The sequence below is a fragment of the Dyella acidisoli genome, from assembly GCF_030160295.1.
Lineage (GTDB): Bacteria > Pseudomonadota > Gammaproteobacteria > Xanthomonadales > Rhodanobacteraceae > Dyella_B > Dyella_B acidisoli.
The window spans coordinates 60,326-78,886 of record NZ_BSOB01000057.1; the positions used below are offsets into that span (position 1 = coordinate 60,326).

Annotated in this window: 19 protein-coding genes and 1 tRNA gene; 8 read left to right on the forward strand and 12 right to left on the reverse strand. The window is 59.6% G+C overall.

Features of this window, described 5'->3' with window-relative positions; translation table 11 throughout:
- Nucleotides 1-381: hypothetical protein (locus QQJ86_RS20500; RefSeq protein ID WP_284322838.1), on the forward strand; the 381-nt coding region annotated here is incomplete at its 5' end.
- Nucleotides 382-432: 51 nt separating this feature from the next.
- Here QQJ86_RS20500 and QQJ86_RS20505 read toward each other — a convergent pair.
- The 4 genes from QQJ86_RS20505 to QQJ86_RS20520 form a co-directional block, all read right to left on the reverse strand.
- A complete protein-coding gene (locus QQJ86_RS20505; protein WP_284322839.1) occupies nucleotides 433-2,019 on the reverse strand; it encodes an MASE1 domain-containing protein in 1,587 nt (528 codons plus the stop codon).
- A 928-nt stretch (nucleotides 2,020-2,947) separates the two neighbouring features.
- Complete coding sequence (locus QQJ86_RS20510; protein WP_284322840.1) at nucleotides 2,948-3,919, reverse strand: DMT family transporter; 972 nt, start codon at nucleotides 3,917-3,919, stop codon at nucleotides 2,948-2,950.
- Nucleotides 3,920-3,966: 47 nt separating this feature from the next.
- Nucleotides 3,967-4,791 (reverse strand): AraC family transcriptional regulator, encoded by an 825-nt coding sequence (locus QQJ86_RS20515; RefSeq protein ID WP_284322841.1) that lies wholly within the window; start codon nucleotides 4,789-4,791, stop codon nucleotides 3,967-3,969.
- A 113-nt stretch (nucleotides 4,792-4,904) separates the two neighbouring features.
- Nucleotides 4,905-5,804 carry an MBL fold metallo-hydrolase gene (locus QQJ86_RS20520; RefSeq protein WP_284322842.1) on the reverse strand — a complete coding sequence of 300 codons (900 nt, stop codon included), beginning with the start codon at nucleotides 5,802-5,804 and terminating at the stop codon, nucleotides 4,905-4,907.
- Nucleotides 5,805-5,893: 89 nt separating this feature from the next.
- Between QQJ86_RS20520 and QQJ86_RS20525 the strand changes: the two genes are divergently transcribed.
- The gene (locus QQJ86_RS20525) at nucleotides 5,894-6,781 is read left to right on the forward strand and encodes a LysR substrate-binding domain-containing protein (RefSeq protein WP_284322843.1); all 888 of its coding nucleotides are present in this window, start codon (nucleotides 5,894-5,896) and stop codon (nucleotides 6,779-6,781) included.
- Nucleotides 6,782-6,856: 75 nt separating this feature from the next.
- On the opposite strand, the gene QQJ86_RS20530 is transcribed toward QQJ86_RS20525, so the two are convergent.
- The 3 genes from QQJ86_RS20530 to QQJ86_RS22870 form a co-directional block, all read right to left on the reverse strand.
- On the reverse strand, nucleotides 6,857-7,513 hold the full coding sequence (locus QQJ86_RS20530; RefSeq protein WP_284322844.1) for a response regulator: 657 nt from the start codon (nucleotides 7,511-7,513) through the stop codon (nucleotides 6,857-6,859).
- Between the two features lie 508 nt (nucleotides 7,514-8,021).
- On the reverse strand, nucleotides 8,022-8,417 hold the full coding sequence (locus QQJ86_RS20535; RefSeq protein ID WP_284322845.1) for a hypothetical protein: 396 nt from the start codon (nucleotides 8,415-8,417) through the stop codon (nucleotides 8,022-8,024).
- A 45-nt stretch (nucleotides 8,418-8,462) separates the two neighbouring features.
- Complete coding sequence (locus QQJ86_RS22870) at nucleotides 8,463-8,603, reverse strand: zinc-finger domain-containing protein (RefSeq protein ID WP_423372907.1); 141 nt, start codon at nucleotides 8,601-8,603, stop codon at nucleotides 8,463-8,465.
- Nucleotides 8,604-8,721: 118 nt separating this feature from the next.
- Between QQJ86_RS22870 and QQJ86_RS20540 the strand changes: the two genes are divergently transcribed.
- The gene (locus QQJ86_RS20540) at nucleotides 8,722-9,306 is read left to right on the forward strand and encodes a glycine zipper 2TM domain-containing protein (protein ID WP_284322846.1); all 585 of its coding nucleotides are present in this window, start codon (nucleotides 8,722-8,724) and stop codon (nucleotides 9,304-9,306) included.
- A 246-nt stretch (nucleotides 9,307-9,552) separates the two neighbouring features.
- On the opposite strand, the gene QQJ86_RS20545 is transcribed toward QQJ86_RS20540, so the two are convergent.
- Nucleotides 9,553-9,891, reverse strand: coding sequence for a hypothetical protein (locus tag QQJ86_RS20545; protein ID WP_284322847.1), 339 nt, complete (start codon nucleotides 9,889-9,891; stop codon nucleotides 9,553-9,555).
- A gap of 352 nt (nucleotides 9,892-10,243) precedes the next feature.
- Nucleotides 10,244-10,320, reverse strand: a tRNA-Arg gene (locus QQJ86_RS20550).
- A 269-nt stretch (nucleotides 10,321-10,589) separates the two neighbouring features.
- On the opposite strand from QQJ86_RS20550, the gene amaB reads away from it, so the two are divergent.
- From amaB to murB, 5 genes are all read left to right on the forward strand, one after another.
- Nucleotides 10,590-12,125: an L-piperidine-6-carboxylate dehydrogenase gene (gene amaB, locus QQJ86_RS20555; RefSeq protein WP_284322848.1), complete on the forward strand. Its 1,536-nt coding sequence runs from the start codon at nucleotides 10,590-10,592 to the stop codon at nucleotides 12,123-12,125.
- 272 nt (nucleotides 12,126-12,397) lie between these two features.
- On the forward strand, nucleotides 12,398-13,174 hold the full coding sequence (locus tag QQJ86_RS20560) for an SDR family NAD(P)-dependent oxidoreductase (RefSeq protein WP_284322849.1): 777 nt from the start codon (nucleotides 12,398-12,400) through the stop codon (nucleotides 13,172-13,174).
- Between the two features lie 5 nt (nucleotides 13,175-13,179).
- Nucleotides 13,180-13,947: a class I SAM-dependent methyltransferase gene (locus tag QQJ86_RS20565; RefSeq protein WP_284322850.1), complete on the forward strand. Its 768-nt coding sequence runs from the start codon at nucleotides 13,180-13,182 to the stop codon at nucleotides 13,945-13,947.
- Complete coding sequence (locus QQJ86_RS20570; protein ID WP_284322851.1) at nucleotides 13,947-14,984, forward strand: quinone-dependent dihydroorotate dehydrogenase; 1,038 nt, start codon at nucleotides 13,947-13,949, stop codon at nucleotides 14,982-14,984. The genes QQJ86_RS20565 and QQJ86_RS20570 overlap by 1 nt, the downstream gene beginning before the upstream one ends.
- Before the next feature lie 10 nt (nucleotides 14,985-14,994).
- On the forward strand, nucleotides 14,995-16,023 hold the full coding sequence (murB, locus tag QQJ86_RS20575; RefSeq protein WP_284322876.1) for a UDP-N-acetylmuramate dehydrogenase: 1,029 nt from the start codon (nucleotides 14,995-14,997) through the stop codon (nucleotides 16,021-16,023).
- Between the two features lie 59 nt (nucleotides 16,024-16,082).
- On the opposite strand, the gene murJ is transcribed toward murB, so the two are convergent.
- The 3 genes from murJ to QQJ86_RS20590 form a co-directional block, all read right to left on the reverse strand.
- On the reverse strand, nucleotides 16,083-17,663 hold the full coding sequence (murJ, locus tag QQJ86_RS20580) for a murein biosynthesis integral membrane protein MurJ (RefSeq protein WP_284322852.1): 1,581 nt from the start codon (nucleotides 17,661-17,663) through the stop codon (nucleotides 16,083-16,085).
- A 216-nt stretch (nucleotides 17,664-17,879) separates the two neighbouring features.
- On the reverse strand, nucleotides 17,880-18,194 hold the full coding sequence (locus QQJ86_RS20585; RefSeq protein ID WP_284322853.1) for a hypothetical protein: 315 nt from the start codon (nucleotides 18,192-18,194) through the stop codon (nucleotides 17,880-17,882).
- A gap of 3 nt (nucleotides 18,195-18,197) precedes the next feature.
- Nucleotides 18,198-18,521, reverse strand: a complete 324-nt coding sequence (locus tag QQJ86_RS20590; protein WP_284322854.1) for a YbjQ family protein — start codon at nucleotides 18,519-18,521, stop codon at nucleotides 18,198-18,200.
- Nucleotides 18,522-18,561: the final 40 nt, after the last annotated feature.

Sequence of the window (18,561 nt, forward strand, 5' to 3'; positions counted from 1 at the left end):
CCGACGCAAGGTCTTGGTCAGTCTTGGCCTAATGCAAGGGATGTCAGTCTAAACCCGCACTATCACGCCTATCGCTTCTTGTCGCACGGGATTACCTATATCCAAATCAACGACAGCGTGGGCAACACAATCGGCGCGGTGGCCGACGCAGGCGGCCAATTCATCGTGCTTCCCATCGGTCATGAAGAGTCTGTAGCCACGCCTCAAGAGGCAGCAACGACCAGCAATGTGGCGGCGCCAGCGGGCGCATCCTCGGTCGTCTACAACGACGGCAGCAGCACAGTGACAGCCACACCCATGACCGATGGGACAACGACACTGATCGTATCGATGGATTCGATCTGCACCGACCCAGCAGCCTGCGGCTCGCATAGCCCTTGACGATAGGCTGCTTCCTGAATATGAAAGCCCGGTTTTATCCGGGCTTTTTTTCTAAAGATCCCACATCAACCAGCTGATCTGTCGCCCACCCGGAATCTCGCGTATGCGTGCATAGCCTTCAAAAGCTGCCGCTCTGTCTCGAATGGCCTTGATGCCCATGCCCGTAGTCGTTCGCACGAGGCGAGGTAATAAGTCGTCCCATCGCACATGAGGCAATCGAACAAGGTTGCTCCGGCATACGATGCTGACGACGACCCAGCGTCGACCATCTGCGTCACCGCAACGAACGCGGACGCAGACATCGCTGACATCCCGCTTGCGGCATCCCTCTGCCACCGCTTCACACATCGTTCGATAGATGGCCAGATGCACCGTCGAGGAAAGAGAGCTGACCGGCCCCTTGAATTCGCACCAGTAACGAACGCCTGCATGATCCAACAAGCGTGCCACCGTGCCTTCACGCAATGCAGCGGCCAGTCCGCGTTCACGCCAGACAACGGGATGCAAACTGTCGGAGATACCAAACAGTTGATCCTGTGCGGCCAACGCTACGCGCTGATACCCACCATCGTCGATCGCCGGCTGTAAATGGCGCAGCCGTCCTAGCATCATGGTAAAGCCACCGCGCACTGTTTCCCGCGCCTGCTCCAACGCCTGGGCCGCCATGCGTAGCTGCAGTTCACCAAGATGCACGTTGCGCTGTGCGATCGCCAGTGCAGTGCGCACCTCCTGGCGTTCCCGTTCGGCCTTGCGATCGAGCGCCTCCACGCGCGCTCCCACCAAAAGCATGGTCGAGATGGCAAAGGCGAGAATGACCTCAGCCTGGATAGTCGCGTGGTCGTATTTCTCGGGCATCAGCCAAACCAACGCGAGGCTTGCTACCGTCCCACCTAATGCAGCACCTTGCCAACCGTGACGGAGCGCCAACCAGACTACCGGCATGAACATGAGCACCTGCGCGAGATTGCGCAGATGGGGCTGCGCCAAGCCCACCCAAACTAGAACCGCCAAAATCGGCCCCGTGAAACAAGCGCTCTCCAAAGTGGAGCGACTTTCAGACACTCTCACGACCAGCGTTCGCCAACCGTATTGCCGCACGGCCTCCCTGATGGCCAAAACGGAGGGCGCGACCGTCAAAATGCCCAAAAGATAGCCAAGCACCCACTGCGCGGTGAGATGGTCGTAGTGCATGGGCTGCACGCCCGGCGAATACACCACGGTGGCAAATTGGATTTGATTTAGAACCGTCAACGCAATAGAGACTATGAGCGTGCAGGCCAGCAACATGCCCACGTTCAACTCGCCCAAGTGATTGAACAGATATTTCCGCTGACGAAAGACGTAGACGATCGGCCCACTCAACAAGATGCCCGGAATCAGCTCCAATGCCGACCAGATGACACCGAACGATGTGGCGCACTCGATGGCGATCGGCGCTTGAGTCAGCACTTCCGCAACCGCCATGGCTGGCCAATATCGGTACGGCATCAGCATCAAGATCCCCACACGCAGGCCACAGGCCAAAAGAAAGTGCGGTATGAAAAGATGCTGAAACAGCCATATCGCCGCACCATACGCTGCGACGACCACCAAGTGCTTCCACCAATCCCTTCTCACCCCTAAACGGCTTTCCGCCATCTTCCCCACTCCCCAGTGGTTGTGACGCGTGGAAGTAAATATTCAACGAGCCTTACACGGCAGACCTGACGCGTGGATATAAACGCTACGACGATCCGTGGTTTGTTGTGAAACCCAGGTGAAGCCCTCTCTTGCACCTTGGTCATTGGAAATTCTAGCGCGACTGAACCCGTCAGTGATTTTGTGAAGACCCAAGTGTGACGTGGGTTGTGAAGGCAGGCCTCACACGCAAAGACCCGTCGCTATGGACGGGTCTTTGCATAAGCGCACTTGGTTCGATGGCCGCCGAGTGCGAATGTGGAGAGGTAAATCTAGTTAAGCCTCAACGTTCGCAGTAGCAAGGCGACTCCTGTACGCCGGTTCGGTTTCCACGTAAAGGCCCGACCATGGCTCCAGCACATATCCTTCTACAGGCTCTGCGGAGACGCGGCGGATCTCGGGGTCTTGATCGGCGTTCGCGGGCGTCAGGTCAAGAATCATCGGGTTCATAAGAAACACTCCTCGATTTTCGTCGCGGAAGTCCAGGCTAACGTCAGCGTTGTTCGCATCCGGTTAAAGGGTTTGCACGCATCTGCAAACGGGAAATTTATGAAATCCGCTGTGATAGCCCGCATCTTGGAAAAGATGCTGGTACGCGCAATACACGTCGTCACAAGTCACTTATGAAAAGGACGATAAAGGGCATGCGCGAACAGGGAAACTGAACGCCATGCCCTTGTGGTTCTCTGCAATGAGAATCCATTTGAAGATTTTGTGACAGCGCGTTCCTTGCAAACACCTGCATGACAATGCCGTGTAAATACGCCCTGACGCGGTGCTTACAAATTTAGATGTCTAAATCCAAGTACGGATTGCATCTGGGCTATTCGACATTGCATGGCGTTTTGCGCGTATGAAGTTCTTCGGTGCCCCTGTTGCCCAACACCTTCTACAAATGCTCCGCTTGCACATACTCCAACGGCACCGGCTTCACCTTCGCCGCCCAGATCACGCCCGCTACCAGCAACGCCACGCCAAGCATGGTCTGCCCATTCGGCAACTTTCCGCGCAACACAAAGGCATAGCTCAACGCCGCCAGCGTTTCGAACACGATCAGTTGCCCGGCAATCGCGGTGGGTAGACGCTGGCTGGCTTCGTTCCAGCACGTTGTACCCAGCCAGGAGGCGAGCAAGCCGATCGCCGCCATCAACGCGATGAAAATCCAGGGACGTGGTCCGAACGGCATGGCGAAATGACTGCCGCTGACGCCCATGAACAACCACAGCAACGCATACCCGATCAGTGCCAGCGGCAAAGTGGCAACGCCCTGTGCAGTGGCCCACGTACGAGGGTTGCGTCCGGGATGATGACGCAACCAGTCAGCATTGCGCAGTGGGTACCAGGTCCAGCACGCCATGGCACAAAACGCGAGCAAGGCGCCGATGGCATAACGTGCGAGATCCGCATGCGCCTGCGCGCGCAATGCAACCCATTCGGCATGGTTCACGCAGGCGATGCCGGCGACGATCATCAGCAATGATGGTGCCAGGCGAGCCCATGGCAAGCGGCCATCGCGGCGTGCATTGCGCAAGTTGGCGGCGATCGCAATGACCACTGGCAACGTGCCGATGATCATGGTCGGCAAGGGTGCGCCAGCACGCTGAATTGCACTGGCCAGACACACGTAATAGAGCAAGTTACCGACGGCGGCGAGCTTCAACGCCTCCAGCCAGTCGGCACGGCTGAGCCGGCGTAGCGCGTTGCGATCCAGCCAGGCCAGCGGTAGCGCAATCAGGCCAAAAGCGAGGTAGCGCCCGACCGATTGCAGCGCAGCCGGGTATTCCGGCACCAGCAGAGGGCCGACGAAAACCAGGCCCCACATCAGGCCGGCGACAAGTGCGTAAAGCGTTCCTATCCACATGGTTGGAGTATCGGCGCAATCCGTACTGGAGGTCTTGTACGAGATTGCTATCGCTCCAAGCGGCGTTGGTAGCGTGCGGGAGTGACACCGTAGCGGCGTGCGAAGGCACGGGTGAGATGCGCTTGATCGGTCAACCCCGTGGCAGCGGCCACTTGGGCCGGCGCTTCACCGGCAGCAAGCAAGCGTTTGGCAGCGGACAGGCGGAAGGCCATCAGCATTTGCTGCGGGGTAGCGTGATGGCGTGCTTGGAACTGGCGCAGAAAGTGGAACGGACTGAGTCCGGCCACTGCCGCGAGTTCATCCAGCGTGACGCGTTCGGCCAGGTGCGCTCGCAGGTAGTCGATCACCGGCGCGAAACGCGACGCAGCCTCGGGGCGTGCCGTACGACGCACACGTGCATGACGGCGAAATTCGCTGAGCAACTGTAACAACATACTGTCGAACGCCAGTGGCTCGCGTGCGTGCCACAAGGCATCGAGGAGCACGGTGATGCGCCGCGCACTCACCGTATCCGCCTGCACCGCATCGCCGAACCACCAACCGGGCTCGCCGGTGATTTCATCTACCGCGGCCTGCTCGATGTAGACCATGCGATAACGCCAGCCACCCTCGGTTTCCGCACGACCAGTGTGCAGCTCGTCCGGATTCATCAGCACCAGCGAATCCGGGGGAGCAAGGTGGTCCGCACCGCGGTAGCGAAAGCGCTCTACGCCAGATTCGATGGCCCCCAGCCCAAAGCCATCATGCACGTGCGGTTCGAAGGCGTGACGCACAATATGCGCGCGGTACAGCTCGACGCCAGCACGATGCGACGCGCAGCGGAATTCGGCGATGTCCGCGGGATGGTCGAATAGCTGGGGAACGCCTTGCATGGGCACATGATGGCACAGGAAACAGCGTCACCTTGACTGCTCAGGCAACCCTCTCGATCAGCTACCGCTTGCAGCCTCGTAACCGCTCCGCCTGTACATGACAGCGTTCTGTTTCAACTGCGCCACGCAATCCAATCCCCAGGCTTGAGTATTTCTATATCGACGTGCCGTTGGCGAGCGAAACTGCGCAACTCGTCCACGGCATGGATGTCCTCCGCGTAACCTTCCGCGCCAACCACACCGTAGTGGATGGGCACGACGAGGCGCGCGCCCACTACAACAGATGCCGCTATGGCCTGCTCCGCGGTCATCACGGCAGGCACGTCGGTCACTGGTTTGCGCCAGCTGAACTTCGCTCCATTGATCGGCAGGAAAGCAGCATCGAACGGACCGTACTGACGGCCGATATGCCACCACGCGCCATGCCATAGCGTATCGCCGCAATGAATGATCCGGCGCCCGCCTGCCGTGACGATCCACGACACTTGCGGGTCACCATAGCCATCGACGGCCGGTACAGCGGTGGCAGTGAAGTCGCCAAGCAGCATCGGCTCATACATCGCTGCCGCACGCATCTTCACGCCCGCCACATTGGGAATGCCGGTTTGCGATGCATAGACCAACGTGCCGCTGTCGCCCAGCGCCTGGCGTATCGCCTCCGGATCGCAATGGTCTGGATGCCGATGCGTGACCAGCACGAAGCGATCACCGGATGCGCCACCTACCGGAATCATCGGATCTTTGAGGGCGTCGCCCCAGACGTCCTTGCTGACCAGCGGATCGAGGAAAAGCGAGCCGCTGGGAAGCTGCAGCCGAACACCAGCCCAGGCGAGTTTTTGCGCCCTCAGCGACGGCGCAAGTGCTGGTGTTGGCGCTTGCGCTGCCAGCATGCCGGCTCTGGGCGCAAGCATCGCGCCGGCGGCTATCGCCAACGTGGAACGGAGGAAATCGCGTCGCGTTTTTGTCCGCGCGGAATGCGTAACGCTGGGACGATGCTCATGGAATGTGTTCACTGATATGTATCCTCAATCTGATCGGCGCGACTCTAGTCGCCGCGTGAGGCTTGACATAGAGCGTCGATGCACAGCGAAATGTGCGTCCTATGCACAGCTCGATATCTCTCCCGCCACTGGAAGCGCTGGCCGCGATGCTCGCGGCTGCGCGTCTGGGTTCGTTTTCGGCAGCTGCTGTCGATCTCGGCATCACGCACGGCTCGGTGAGCCGCCGCGTGTATGCGGTGGAGTCGTGGCTAGGCACGCCCGTATTTGTGCGCCATGGTCGCGGCGTGCGCCTGACACCAGCCGGCGAGCATTTTTCGCGGCAGGTCGAATCGGCACTCGCCAAGATCGCTGACGTGGCGGTCGATCTGCGCGCCGCGCGCGCAACACCATCCCGACTGCGCCTAAGTGTGTTGCCTTCTTTTGCACGCCTGTGGCTGATGCCGCGCCTCGCCGAACTGCAACGTGCGTGCCCCGGGCTCATGCTCCAGGTGCTGCCCGAGCATCGCATCGCCAACTTGGACGGCAGCGACGCCGATCTCGCCATCCGTTTCGGCGGCGGCCGCTGGCCCGGCACCGAGGCGCAGTTGTTGATGAAGGAGCGTTTATTCGCTGTAGCAGCGCCAAAACTTGCCAAAACGCTGCGTGACCAGCCTCTCGCCGCCATCCTGGGCGAAGCGCTACTGCACGATTCGGATACCCAGCATTGGCGCTCATGGTGCGAGCAAGCGGGTGTCGCCTATCGGCCGCGCGGTGGTGAGCGACGCTTTGACGACTACGATCTCGTGCTGGCCACGGCCGAAGCGGGCCTCGGTGTCGCGATCGCGCGTTGGCCACTGGCCAAGACTGCGCTGGATTCAGGGCGGCTCGTTCGCGTAGCCGGCCCCGAATTCACCGGAAAGAAAGCCCACTATGTGGTCACGCGCAATGGCGAAACACGCCTGGCAGTACATCAACTGATGAGTGTGCTGATGGCCATGGCTGCGACGTAAACCCACACTTCACGCACCGTCATTGAGAATTTTCTTGAAGTAGGTCAAAAAAGCGTATACGTACCGGATTTCGACCTAGAGCAGCCCGCTGGTGCGCGCGTAGTCGAACAACTGCTGATCGTTGCCGAGACCGAGCTTGGCCATGGCGCTGTGCTTCTGCCAGCTGATGGTCTTCACGCTGCGATGGGTGATGCGCGCAACTTCCGAAACGCTCAGGCCTTGCGCAAGCAGGCGTACCACTTCCGCTTCGCGCACGGACAATGATTGCCCCCGCTTGCCGCCTGCCGACGATGACTCGTTTGCATGGGTGCTGCTGTCCAGCATCTGCTCGCGAAGCTGCTGGCCGATATAAGTACGGCCGGCGCGAACGGTGCGCAAGGCGACGAAAAGCTCGTCGACCATGGAGGCCTTCTCCACCACCGCTTCCACGCCCTCCCGGTACATGGCGCGAAAGATCGCGAGGTTGCGCAGTGTGGTCAGAACCACGATGCGCAGCTTCGAAAAACGACGACGCAATTCGCGCAACAACATCACACCGTCTAGCGCGGCGGTGTCTTCCGGCATCTGGAAGTCGATGATGACTACATCGCACGGCGTATGTGCAAGCAGCTTGAGAAGTTCGCTGCCGCTGGAGGCTTCGCCGACCAGTTCATACCCTTCGCCGCTGTGCTGCAATACGGTGCGCAGGCCGATCCGCACCACTTCATGGCCATCCGCTATTACAACCCGCACGCTCTTTCCCGCCTACCCAGTTTTTCGTGTGAGTGGCCATCTCCCCTTCCGGACATGGCCGCATAAAAGCGGTAAGGAACTTTCGCCTGCATTCAATAAATCGGCGCACGCTGGAGTCTTCCCTGTACTGCGTGCTTGTTGCGCCGATCTCATTCGCACGCAACAGTGCTGCTATCTGATGATTTTTGCCAGCAGCGGCCGTGTTGTCATTTAGTATGACGATAGCCCAGGACAGGAATGACAAACAAGGGGCGAGCGCCGCGTGAAGTTCTTGTCGTCGGCAACAAGTGTTACCGAGCACGGCTTCTTCCATACACGCAACATCAGTGCGTGCGTTGGCGAACAAGCTCGATGCAGCAGTACGTTCGAATCATGCTGAACGTCTAACAGACTTGCCTAATGCTCTTTGCGGCGACATGAGAGATGCATAAAGAAACACGCCATTAACGCGCGAACAAAAAAGCCCGGCTTGCGCCGGGCTTTTCATGCAACGCGTTATCGCGCTTGATTAGTCTTCGCCACCATAGTAGCGCGTGGTGTAAACCACGGTGCGCGTCGTAACGACCGGCGGCGCGCTTTCATATACGACCGTCGGCTGACGATAGACCACTGTCGGCGCCGGCGCGTAGTAAGCCGGCGGCGGTGCTACTGCATTCTCGACCAGACCAGCCACGGCACCAGCGACTACCGCGCCTGCGATCCAGCGCCCACCGCTCCAATAACCACCGCGGTGATGCCAATCGTCATGGTCATGCCAGCCACGGTCATGGTGCCAGCCGCCGCGATCCCAATCGCCGCGTCCCCAACCATCGTGATCGTGTGCCGATGCGGCCAGCGGCGTGGCCACTACCGCTGCAACGGCCAAACCCATCAACATTCGACTGACTGCTACGCACTTGCTCATGACGCACCTCCGTTGGTGTCGGCCCAGATGCTCTGCTCGACGCGCTTAATACGCACTGAAGGTTTTCTTCTCTCTTATGCGACATGGTTCCAACCGCTGACTTGCGTCACACTGCATGATGCAGTGGTGATGGGCGCGTGACGTGCTGCTCTCTTTGCGAAACGGTTCGCTCTTGTTTCGCGCCATTTAGCAATGGCTAATGCATCATGTGGGTGGCGTTCAGCCGTGTCGCCATTCAATGACAGCCATGGAATACAGGGGTGAACGTAATGTTAGATTTAGTGACCGATTGGGGGATTCAAGTATGAGCAAGTTGGTAGTCAAGACGCTTTGCGCGGCGATTACGGTGGCAGCTGTCGCCGGACTGACGGGTTGCGGCCATTCGGCCAATGCCGATCCGGCGCTGGAAGCGCAACAGCAGCAGCAACAGCAGCAGCCCGCGGGTCCGGAGTATGCGCAGGTGGTCAGCGTGACGCCGGTGCACTCTTCGGTGAACAACCCCCATCAGGTCTGCCAGGACGTGGTGGTCAATCACACCACGCCGCCGTCGGACCAGCACAACATTGCGGGCACGGCGATTGGCGCGGTTGCGGGTGGCCTGCTGGGACACATGGTCGGCCATGGCAAGGGCAACACCCTGGCGACGGTGGCTGGCGCAGCGGCGGGTGGTTACGCGGGTAACCGCATCGAGAACGCCCACCACCAGAGCCAGGTGACATCCTCCACCGAGCACGAGTGCAAGACGGTGAACGACACGTCCGACCGCGTCATTGGTTACGACGTGCAGTACGTGTACAACGGTGTGACCCGCACCACGCGCATGGACCACGATCCGGGCAATCGCGTGCAGGTGCAGGAAGGCGTGACTTCGGTGTCAGACGCTCGCTGACATCAGGCGTTACATAAATGAAGAAAGGCGGCGATCGGCAGATCGCCGCCTTTTTTCTTGGCCGCCCCCTCCAGTTGTTGCCTTTGCCATCTGTCCATTTGGGCCAAGTCCAGGGCCCTCCGGATAATTGACGGCGCTGTATATGCCCAGAACATTCGCCAGACACTGCACCATCAGCTACCAAACGGCGAGCGACCATAAAAAAACCTCCCGCGAGCACGGGAGGTTCTGGAACTGCATCGCAGATCAGTGCTTCTGGTTGTAAATGCGCTTGCTGTTGTGGTTCTCGGATCGATTGAGGTTGCGCTGTTCCTGCTTGGTCAGATGACCATTGTGCTTGGCCTCATCCACCGACTCGCGACGAGCAATGTTGGCATCGTGCGCTTCATCGCGCGCAGCCTGCTTCTGCGTCATGGTGCCGTTCTTCAAACCATTGTTGATGCGATCCTGCTGGTTTTCCAGGCGATTATTCACCTCGTTGACACGCGGATGGTTGGGCACATCGGTTTGCGCGAGCACGGTACCGGACGCCATCGCTGCACCGATGACGAAACCGATCATGACGAACTTCGACTTTGCATTCATGGCAAATTCCCTTGAATCAGTTAGCGGACGTTCTTTGGAATTAACCGCCTTGCCGTTCTTTCAACGGAAGCAAGGCGACATATATGCGTCGAGTGGGGTCATCTGTTCTTCGGTCATGCCGATGGTGTCTCCAGCAGCGTCCTGCGCCATCGCGTGCCCCCTCACCTCCCGCAATCGCCATAAACGAGCGCCTGCAAGAGGCGTTGACGCACCTTCCATCCTCAATCAAAACGATTCAGCCGGCGCATAACTTCGAAGCATCAGCCTTTCGATCAGCTGACGGACGCGCACGTATTGGTGCAATGCGCCATCACTTCCTTGGCTATTGCTATCTATACGCAGCAGGAAAAATTGGTGCCCCCGATACGATTCGAACGTACGACCTTCCCCTTAGGAGGGGGACGCTCTATCCAACTGAGCTACGGGGGCGAAAAGGGCCTTGCGCATCGCGAAACGGTGGATGCGCAAGCGCGAAGTATAGGCGATGCGCCACCTTGGCAAGCAAGTCGGGCCAGCCAGCGCAGCTTTTACGATGACGCACCAAGCTTCGTGTGCACGGTAGCTAGCGTTAAGACGAAGTTCCGGCACGTGCCCTGGATAGCCCCGACCCTCTGAACACGCCTGTCAGGACGTGCCTGTTAGAATAGGCGTTTCCCCTCATCCAAGGCGCGCAGACGCCACGTTTCACGGAGCCACGCATGTCCCACGAAATCCTCAAGGCGCTTGGCCTTACCGGCGAGCAGTCGGGTACGTATCTCGGCAATGGCGAGTGGTCCAAGACCACCAGCGCCGGCACGCTGCAGCCCTTGAACCCGGCCACCAACGAGGTGATCGGCACGGTGTACGCCACCAGCGCTGCCGACTACGACATCATCGTCAAGCGCGCACAGGAAGCGTTCAAAGTTTGGCGCACCACTCCAGCCCCCCGCCGCGGTGAAGCCGTGCGTTTGTGTGGCGAAGCACTGCGCAAGCACAAGGATGCGCTGGGTTCTTTGGTCGCGTTGGAAATGGGCAAGATCAAGCCCGAAGGCGACGGCGAAGTGCAAGAGATGATCGACATCGCCGACTTCGCAGTGGGCCAGAGCCGCATGCTGTACGGCTACACCATGCATTCGGAACGCCCCGGCCATCGCATGTACGAGCAGTACCAGCCGCTCGGCCTGGTCGGCATCATCAGCGCATTCAACTTCCCCGTGGCTGTGTGGGCATGGAATGCGATGCTTGCGACGATCTGCGGCGACATCTGCATCTGGAAGCCGTCACCGAAAACGCCACTGTCGGCGATCGCAACGATGAAGATCTGCAACGAAGCGTTGAAGGCTGGCGGCTTCCCGGATCTGTTCTTCCTGTTCAACGACGCCGGCACGGAACTCTCGCAGGCGTTCGTCGACGATCATCGCATTCCGCTGATCAGCTTCACCGGTTCCACCAAGGTGGGTCGCATGGTCGGCGAGCGCGTCGCCAAGCGCATGGGCCGCTCGCTGCTGGAACTGGGTGGCAACAACGCGATCATCGTGGACGAAAGCGCGGACCTGAAGCTGGCGATTCCCGCCATTGTGTTCGGCGCCGTCGGCACTGCGGGCCAGCGCTGCACCACTACGCGTCGCCTGTTCGTGCATGAATCGATCATCGGCGACGTCACCGACAAGCTAATCGCCGCGTACAAGCAGGTGGAGGGCAAGATCGGCGATCCCACGCTGGCGACCACGCTGATGGGCCCGCTCAACAGCAAGGAAGCGGTAACGGCTTACCTCTCCGCAATCGAAAAGGCCAAGGCCAGCGGTGGTGCGGTGCGCACCGGCGGTGAGGCTTTGGCTGATCGCAAGGGCAACTTCGTGTTGCCGGCCATCGTTACAGGCCTGAAGAACAGCGATGAAGTGGTACAGACGGAAACCTTCGCGCCGATTCTCTACGTGATGCCCTTCAAGACGGTCGACGAAGCCATCGAACTGCAGAACAGCGTGCCGCAGGGTTTGTCCTCGTCCATCTTCACGCAGAATCTGAAGGCGGCCGAGCAGTATCTGTCGGCGGCCGGTTCGGATTGCGGCATTGCCAACGTGAACATCGGTACTTCCGGTGCGGAAATCGGTGGCGCGTTCGGTGGCGAGAAGGAAACCGGCGGTGGCCGCGAATCCGGCTCGGATGCGTGGAAGGTGTATATGCGTCGGCAGACCAACACGATCAATTATTCGGATGCGCTGCCGTTGGCACAGGGGATCAAGTTCGACCTGTAAAACGCGTCTCGCGTTGTCACGCCCTCCCCCTCCGGGGGGAGGGCTGGAGTGAAGGGCCAACCTCGCGTGACTGGCGGCAACTACCTCACCGTCATTCCGGCGAAGGCCGGAATCCAGTTTCAATACGTCGTGCGAAGCGCTCAAAATCAACAATGTGTCCTTCGGACGCATCTTTGAACTGGATTCCGGCCTTCGCCGGAATGACGGTGAGGCAAAGATAGACATAGCCTCAAGAGCGTGGATTTCCGCTATCAACCCCTAAAGAGGCATTCATGACCTCGCCAGCAACGCCCTCCCCCTTCAACTTCCACGGCTACCGCATCGTCATCACTGGCGGCAGCAAGGGCATCGGCCGCAGCATGGCGCTGGCCTTCGCAGCATCCGGTGCTGCCGTGTCCATTTGCGCACGCGGACAAACTGCGCTGGACGAAACAGCCGAAGCGATCGCCAGCTACGGCGCTTCCGTGCACAAGCAATCCTGCGACCTGGCCGATGCAGCAGCCATCAATGCCTACATCGAAGACGCCGCGAAAACACTCGGCGGTATCGACGTATTGATCAACAACGCCAGCGGCTACGGCTTCGAAGACAAAGAAGACGACTGGCTAGCAGGCTTCAACATCGACATGATGGCACCCGTGCGCACCTCGCACGCCGCGTTGCCGTATCTATCCACGTCCGCACACGCCAGCATCCTGCACGTCAGCTCCATCGCCGCACTGTATCCACGCCCGAATACGCCACCTTACGGCGCGATGAAAGCGGCACTTTGCCACTACACCACGTCCCAAGCTCTGGCACTCGCTCCGAAGCGCATTCGCGTCAATGCCATCGCGCCGGGCTCCATCGAATTCGAAGGTGGCCTGTGGGATCGCTGCAAACATGAAGACCCAGCACGCTACGCCGCCGTGTTGTCGCAAATTCCGTTTGGCCGCTACGGCACACCGGAAGATGTAGCTCACGCCGCTCTGTTCCTCGCCTCACCATGGGCCGGCTGGATTACGGGAGAAATCCTGTGCGTCGGTGGCGGCCAACAACTGAGCAAATAACAGCCATGAACGATTTGCGCAGCACCGAACGTTTCAGCGACCGCGTTGCGGATTATGTTCGCTATCGCCCAACCTATCCCACAGTCATGATCGACTGGCTGCGCACAGCGCATGGCGTCACACCCGACTGGCGCGTTGCCGACGTCGGCGCAGGCACGGGTATTTCCAGCAAGATGTTTCTCGATGCTGGCCACCACGTGATTGCGGTGGAACCCAATGCAGCGATGCGTGCCGCCGCGGTGGAATGGCTGGGAAACAATTCCAAATTCCAAGCGGTGGATGGCAAAGCCGATGCCACTACGCTGGACGATGGCAGCATCGACCTCATCTCCGTAGCCCAGGCATTCCATTGGTTCGATCCGGAAAACGCGCACCGCGAATTCCACCGCATCCTTCGTCCCGGTGGATTGGCCGCCATCTACTGGAACTCGCGCCGACTCACCGGTACACCGTTCCTTGAAGGCTACGAGGCCCTGCTGCAAACCTACGGCACCGATTACACCAGCGTCTCTGAGCGTTATGGCGACGAACCGCGCATGCGCGACTGGTTCGGCAAGGGTTGGCGCGGCACTGCCAGCTTTGACCATCGCCAGTTGCTGGATTTCGATGCGCTGCGTGGGCGGCTGATGTCTTCTTCTTATGCACCGCAAATCGGCCACCCCAAACATGAGCCGATGATCGAAGCGTTGCACAAGCTTTTCGATGCCTGTGCAGTAGAAGGTCGAGTAAGCTTCGACTACGACACCCGCGTTTACGTTGGCGAGGTTCTTTGATGTATCAGTGGTTGCGCCCGTTGCTGTTCAAGATGGATGCCGAAAAGGCACACGGTCTTACGCTCTATGGCCTGGACGTTGCCTGGCGCAGCGAACTGATGCGCTTCGTCGCCAATCCGCCCGAGGATTTGCCCGTCGAAGCGTTCGGCCTGCATTTTCCCAATCCGGTCGGCTTGGCCGCCGGGTTGGACAAGAACGCAGACCATCTCGATGCATTAGGCGCATTGGGCTTTGGCTTTATCGAAGTAGGCACGGTGACGCCGCGCCCGCAGCTCGGCAACGACCGCCCGCGTCTGTTCCGCTTGCCGCAGCACGAAGCCATCATCAATCGCATGGGCTTCAACAACCAGGGCGTCGATGCGCTGGTGCGCAACGTGCAGGCATCCAGCTATCGTGGTGTGCTTGGCATCAACATCGGCAAGAACAAGGACACGCCCAACGAAAAGGCGGTGGATGATTACCTGTTCTGCCTGGAGCGCGTCTATGCGCATGCCAGCTACATCACCGTCAATATTTCCTCGCCCAACACCAAGGGCCTCCGCGATCTGCAGGAAGAAGCCACGCTTCGCCGTTTCATCGAAACCTTGCGTGAGGCACAGGAACGGCTCGGCTCACAGCAAGGCAAGCGCAAGCCAATGCTGCTGAAAATCGCACCCGATTTGAGCGAAGCCGAGCTGGATAGCATTGCCGAGGTGCTGCTTGCTGCCAACGTGGACGGCGTGATCTGCACCAATACCACCATCGATCACTCATCCATTGCCGGCGATCCGCTCGGCAACGAGGCCGGCGGGCTTTCCGGCCGGCCGCTGCGTACGCGCGCTACGGAAGTGATCAGGGGTATGCATCAACGCCTGGGTGATCGTGTCGCGATCGTTGGCGTGGGCGGTATCCTTGAAGGCGACGATGCAATGGAAAAGCTCAACGCCGGTGCCAAACTGGTGCAGATCTATTCCGGCCTGATCTATCGCGGCCCCGAACTGGTCGCCGAATGCGTCAACGAAATCCGTCGTCAACAGGAAAACCGCGATGGCCGTTGAGCGCGTCGATATGGGCGGCTACACGCTAATCGAGAACGCACCGCTACTGACTCGCAACACTTTGCGCGTCAACGCACGCGCCAAGTTGCTAGCTGAAGTGCGCGATGCATCAAAGCTGCCGGAACTGCTGGATTTTCCCGCCCTCCGCACTGGCCAACTGCTGGTGCTGGGTGAAGGCAGCAACATTCTGCTCACCGGCGATATCGACGGTACCGTGCTGGCGATGGAAACGCGCGGCGTGCATGTGGAGCAGGATGGCGAGATTGCTCGTATCGCCGTAGCTGCCGGCGAACGCTGGGATGATTTCGTGCGCTGGACGCTAGGCCAAGGCTTCGCCGGCCTGGAAAACCTCATTCTTATTCCCGGTACAGTCGGCGCCGCGCCGATCCAGAATATTGGCGCTTACGGCACCGAAGTAGCCGAATTTATCGAAAGCGTGGAAGCGTGGGACCGTATTGAGCGACGCGTAGTCACGCTGGATCGCACCGCCTGCGCCTTCGCTTACCGCGATTCGCTGTTCAAACACGAACCGGATCGCTTCATAGTCACGGCCGTGCGCTTCGCCCTGCCCCGCCAGCACGCACTGCGCATGGATTACGCCGGCATCCGCGAAGAACTGGAACGCATTGGCGTAAGCAACCCGGCACCATTCCACGTAGCCGAAGCAGTCGTACATCTGCGCACGCGCAAGCTGCCAGATCCTGCCGTGATCGGTAACGCCGGCAGTTTTTTCAAAAACCCCATCGTCGATGCAGCTCAGGGCGAAACGCTAAAGCGCGCATTCCCCGAACTGGTCGCATGGCCCGGCAAAGATACACGCTGGAAACTCTCCGCTGCATGGCTAATCGAAACCGCCGGTTTCAAAGGCATGCGCAAAGGCGATGCCGGTATTTCCAACCGGCACGCGCTTGTCTTGGTGAATCACGGCAAAGCCAGCGGGCAGGAATTGTGGGCGTTTGCACAGCACGTGATCGAAGGTGTGCATGCACGCTTCGGAGTGCAGTTGGAACCGGAGCCGATGGTGATCGGTCCGCGCTGAACCATGCAAGCAGCTTCTACGTCCCCGATTGCTGGGATTGCGTCCCAGCCTACGCTCAGTCAGCCGACACCAGCCTTGCGCATCACTTTCCCGACGACTTCCACGCATACTTTTATACGCAACGCAAAAGTCACCGCGAAGTAGGCAACACCATAGGTCGACAGCACGAACAGCGCGGCGACGATGGGACCGTGATCAGGCAAGTAATGCTCGACTACGCACGCAGCCAAAGCTGCGAGGCTTGCCGCCGCCCATAGCTTGGCCATCATCGATACCGTCACGCCGGTTGGCCCGAGTTTCTGATTCATCTTACGGCGTAGCAGATGAAATTCGATCCATCCCGCCACACCCGCGGATGCGGTCAAACCCACTGCACCCCATTGCATGGGAATGCCCAACGCTTTGGGAATGAGCAAGGCGCTAGCCAGACCAAATACAGCGGTAAACGTGAGCCGCACCAAGGCAAAGCGCAGTGGCGTGCGCGTGTCGCGCATGGCGTAGTAAGTGGACGAATATAGGCGGCCGAACGTGGAAGCCAGCAGCCCCACGCCGGAGCCAGCGAGGATCGCCCATACGTACTGCGAATCCTTACTGGTGAACGCGCCGGATTGATACAACGCCGCGACGATCACATTGCCCAGCGCAAAGAATGCCATCGCCGAAGGCACGATGAAGAACGCAATGCGCTCCAGTCCGTTGTTCAAGCGTGCGGAGAGCTTTGCAGCGACTTCTTCATCCACATGATCGCCAGCCATACGCGAGAGCGTAGGCAGTTCCGATGCAGAAACCGCCATGCCAAATAGGCTTACAGGCAACAAATTGATCGACGCGGCGGTCGTCATGCCAGCCACCGCGCCACTGCCCAGCAGCGTGGAAATGGCCTGGTCGACGAAAGCGCTGATCTGCACCACCCCACGCCCTACCGCCACACCCAAGAAACTACCGCCGACCTGCTTCACATGCGGGCTTTGCGTATCGAAACGCAAGCGCAAATTCGGCACGAGTTTCAGTACCGGTCCAAGCTGCACCAGAAATTGCAGCAGACAGCCAAGCACCGTGCCCCACGCCAGGTACACGATCAGCCGATTCGCATCCAGATGATGGAAGACCAGCATCGTCATGATCATGGAGAGATTCCAGATCACCGGCGCCGCGTATGACAGGAAGAACTTATGGTGGCTGTTGAGAATGCCAAGACACCATGCAGACCACACGAGAATGCCGGTGCCAGGGAAAAGAATACGCACGATCAGAATGGTGAGTTCACGCTTCTCACCGGTGTAGCCCGGCGCAATCGCCCATAGCAGATAGGGCGTAGCCAGCACACCCAACGCCACAATAATCGAGATGATCAAAGCAAGAACGGCGAAGATCGCACCGGCCAGGCGATCCGCCTCTTCCTGCTTATGCTGAGCAAGCAGGCGAGCGTAGACGGGAATGAAGGAGGCCGACAGCACACCCTCCCCAAACAGGTTCTGCAAAAAGTTCGGCACACGCAACGCCGCGCTGAAGATATCCGCGGCGTCCGACAGGCCGAAGTAATGCGAGAACACTCGCTGGCGCACCAGGCCGAACAGGCGGCTGCAAAGAATGCCTGCGCCAACCAGCAGGGCGTGGCCGCGGCCTGCGTCTTTTGTCATGGCTGTTTGGGAATAGGAAAACACGAAGAGTAACAAATGCAGCGAACGGCTCCCTCCCCTGCTTGGCAGGGGAGGGCTGCGGTGGGATTGCATGAGCTTGCCGCGAGGTTGGCTTCACCCCACCTCCTCCGGCCTGCCGGAGGAGAAGAGAGCGTATGTTCCCCTACTGCACGTAGGGGAGGGAGCGGATCGCGGCAAGAAGAAACTGCTTCATCATCAACGCGGCTGCCCGTGTTCATCGACTACCAGGTAATGCCGCTCCCCACGCTGCGCATCGAAGTAAACGGCGGTGAGCTGGCCCGTATTCGGATCGACGAATCGCTCGCCCGTATCTTTCCAGCTGGGATCCGGTCCACCACGCAGCAACGGCTTGTAGCGCCAGCGTTCGATCGCCAGCCCCACTACCAGCAGCAAGCCGCCGAAGATCAGCTGCGGCAGCAAAGCCACCATCACACCGGTTAGGACGGCGATGCCCGCACCGACCAGCATCACGCCGCCAAGCACGTACAGCACGACAGGTAACACGCGCATTGCTCAGGTCGGAGGATCAAGCACTACGGCAGTGCCGTAGGCCACGATCTCGCTCATGGTCTGGCCGATTTCGGCCGAATCGAAGCGCATCATCACCACCGCGTTCGCGCCCATCAGCTTGGCGTTGGCGACCAGGCGGTCCAGCGCGTGGCGGCGGGCTTCCTCCAACATGGCCGTGTATTCATGAATCTCGCCGCCGACCAGCGAGCGCAGACCCGCCATGACGTTGCCGCCGATGCCGCGGCTGCGCACTACCACACCGAACACCTGCCCCTTCACCTGGACCACCTGATGGCCGGGAACATTCTCGGTCGTCACCACCAACATAGCCTCGCTCCTTTTTTCGGGGAAAAACTTGCGATGTGCG

Bases quoted from the DNA above. Each gene is read 5' to 3' on its own strand.
- QQJ86_RS20505 (WP_284322839.1), bottom strand. From the start codon at position 2,019: ATGGCGGAAAGCCGTTTAGGGGTGAGAAGGGATTGGTGGAAGCACTTG.
- QQJ86_RS20510 (WP_284322840.1), bottom strand. From the start codon at position 3,919: ATGTGGATAGGAACGCTTTACGCACTTGTCGCCGGCCTGATGTGGGGC.
- QQJ86_RS20515 (WP_284322841.1), bottom strand. From the start codon at position 4,791: ATGCAAGGCGTTCCCCAGCTATTCGACCATCCCGCGGACATCGCCGAA.
- QQJ86_RS20525 (WP_284322843.1), top strand. From the start codon at position 5,894: ATGCACAGCTCGATATCTCTCCCGCCACTGGAAGCGCTGGCCGCGATG.
- QQJ86_RS20535 (WP_284322845.1), bottom strand. From the start codon at position 8,417: ATGAGCAAGTGCGTAGCAGTCAGTCGAATGTTGATGGGTTTGGCCGTT.
- QQJ86_RS22870 (WP_423372907.1), bottom strand. From the start codon at position 8,603: ATGGCGCGAAACAAGAGCGAACCGTTTCGCAAAGAGAGCAGCACGTCA.
- QQJ86_RS20540 (WP_284322846.1), top strand. From the start codon at position 8,722: ATGAGCAAGTTGGTAGTCAAGACGCTTTGCGCGGCGATTACGGTGGCA.
- QQJ86_RS20545 (WP_284322847.1), bottom strand. From the start codon at position 9,891: ATGAATGCAAAGTCGAAGTTCGTCATGATCGGTTTCGTCATCGGTGCA.
- amaB (WP_284322848.1), top strand. From the start codon at position 10,590: ATGTCCCACGAAATCCTCAAGGCGCTTGGCCTTACCGGCGAGCAGTCG.
- QQJ86_RS20560 (WP_284322849.1), top strand. From the start codon at position 12,398: ATGACCTCGCCAGCAACGCCCTCCCCCTTCAACTTCCACGGCTACCGC.
- QQJ86_RS20565 (WP_284322850.1), top strand. From the start codon at position 13,180: ATGAACGATTTGCGCAGCACCGAACGTTTCAGCGACCGCGTTGCGGAT.
- QQJ86_RS20570 (WP_284322851.1), top strand. From the start codon at position 13,947: ATGTATCAGTGGTTGCGCCCGTTGCTGTTCAAGATGGATGCCGAAAAG.
- murB (WP_284322876.1), top strand. From the start codon at position 14,995: ATGGGCGGCTACACGCTAATCGAGAACGCACCGCTACTGACTCGCAAC.
- murJ (WP_284322852.1), bottom strand. From the start codon at position 17,663: ATGACAAAAGACGCAGGCCGCGGCCACGCCCTGCTGGTTGGCGCAGGC.
- QQJ86_RS20585 (WP_284322853.1), bottom strand. From the start codon at position 18,194: ATGCGCGTGTTACCTGTCGTGCTGTACGTGCTTGGCGGCGTGATGCTG.
- QQJ86_RS20590 (WP_284322854.1), bottom strand. From the start codon at position 18,521: ATGTTGGTGGTGACGACCGAGAATGTTCCCGGCCATCAGGTGGTCCAG.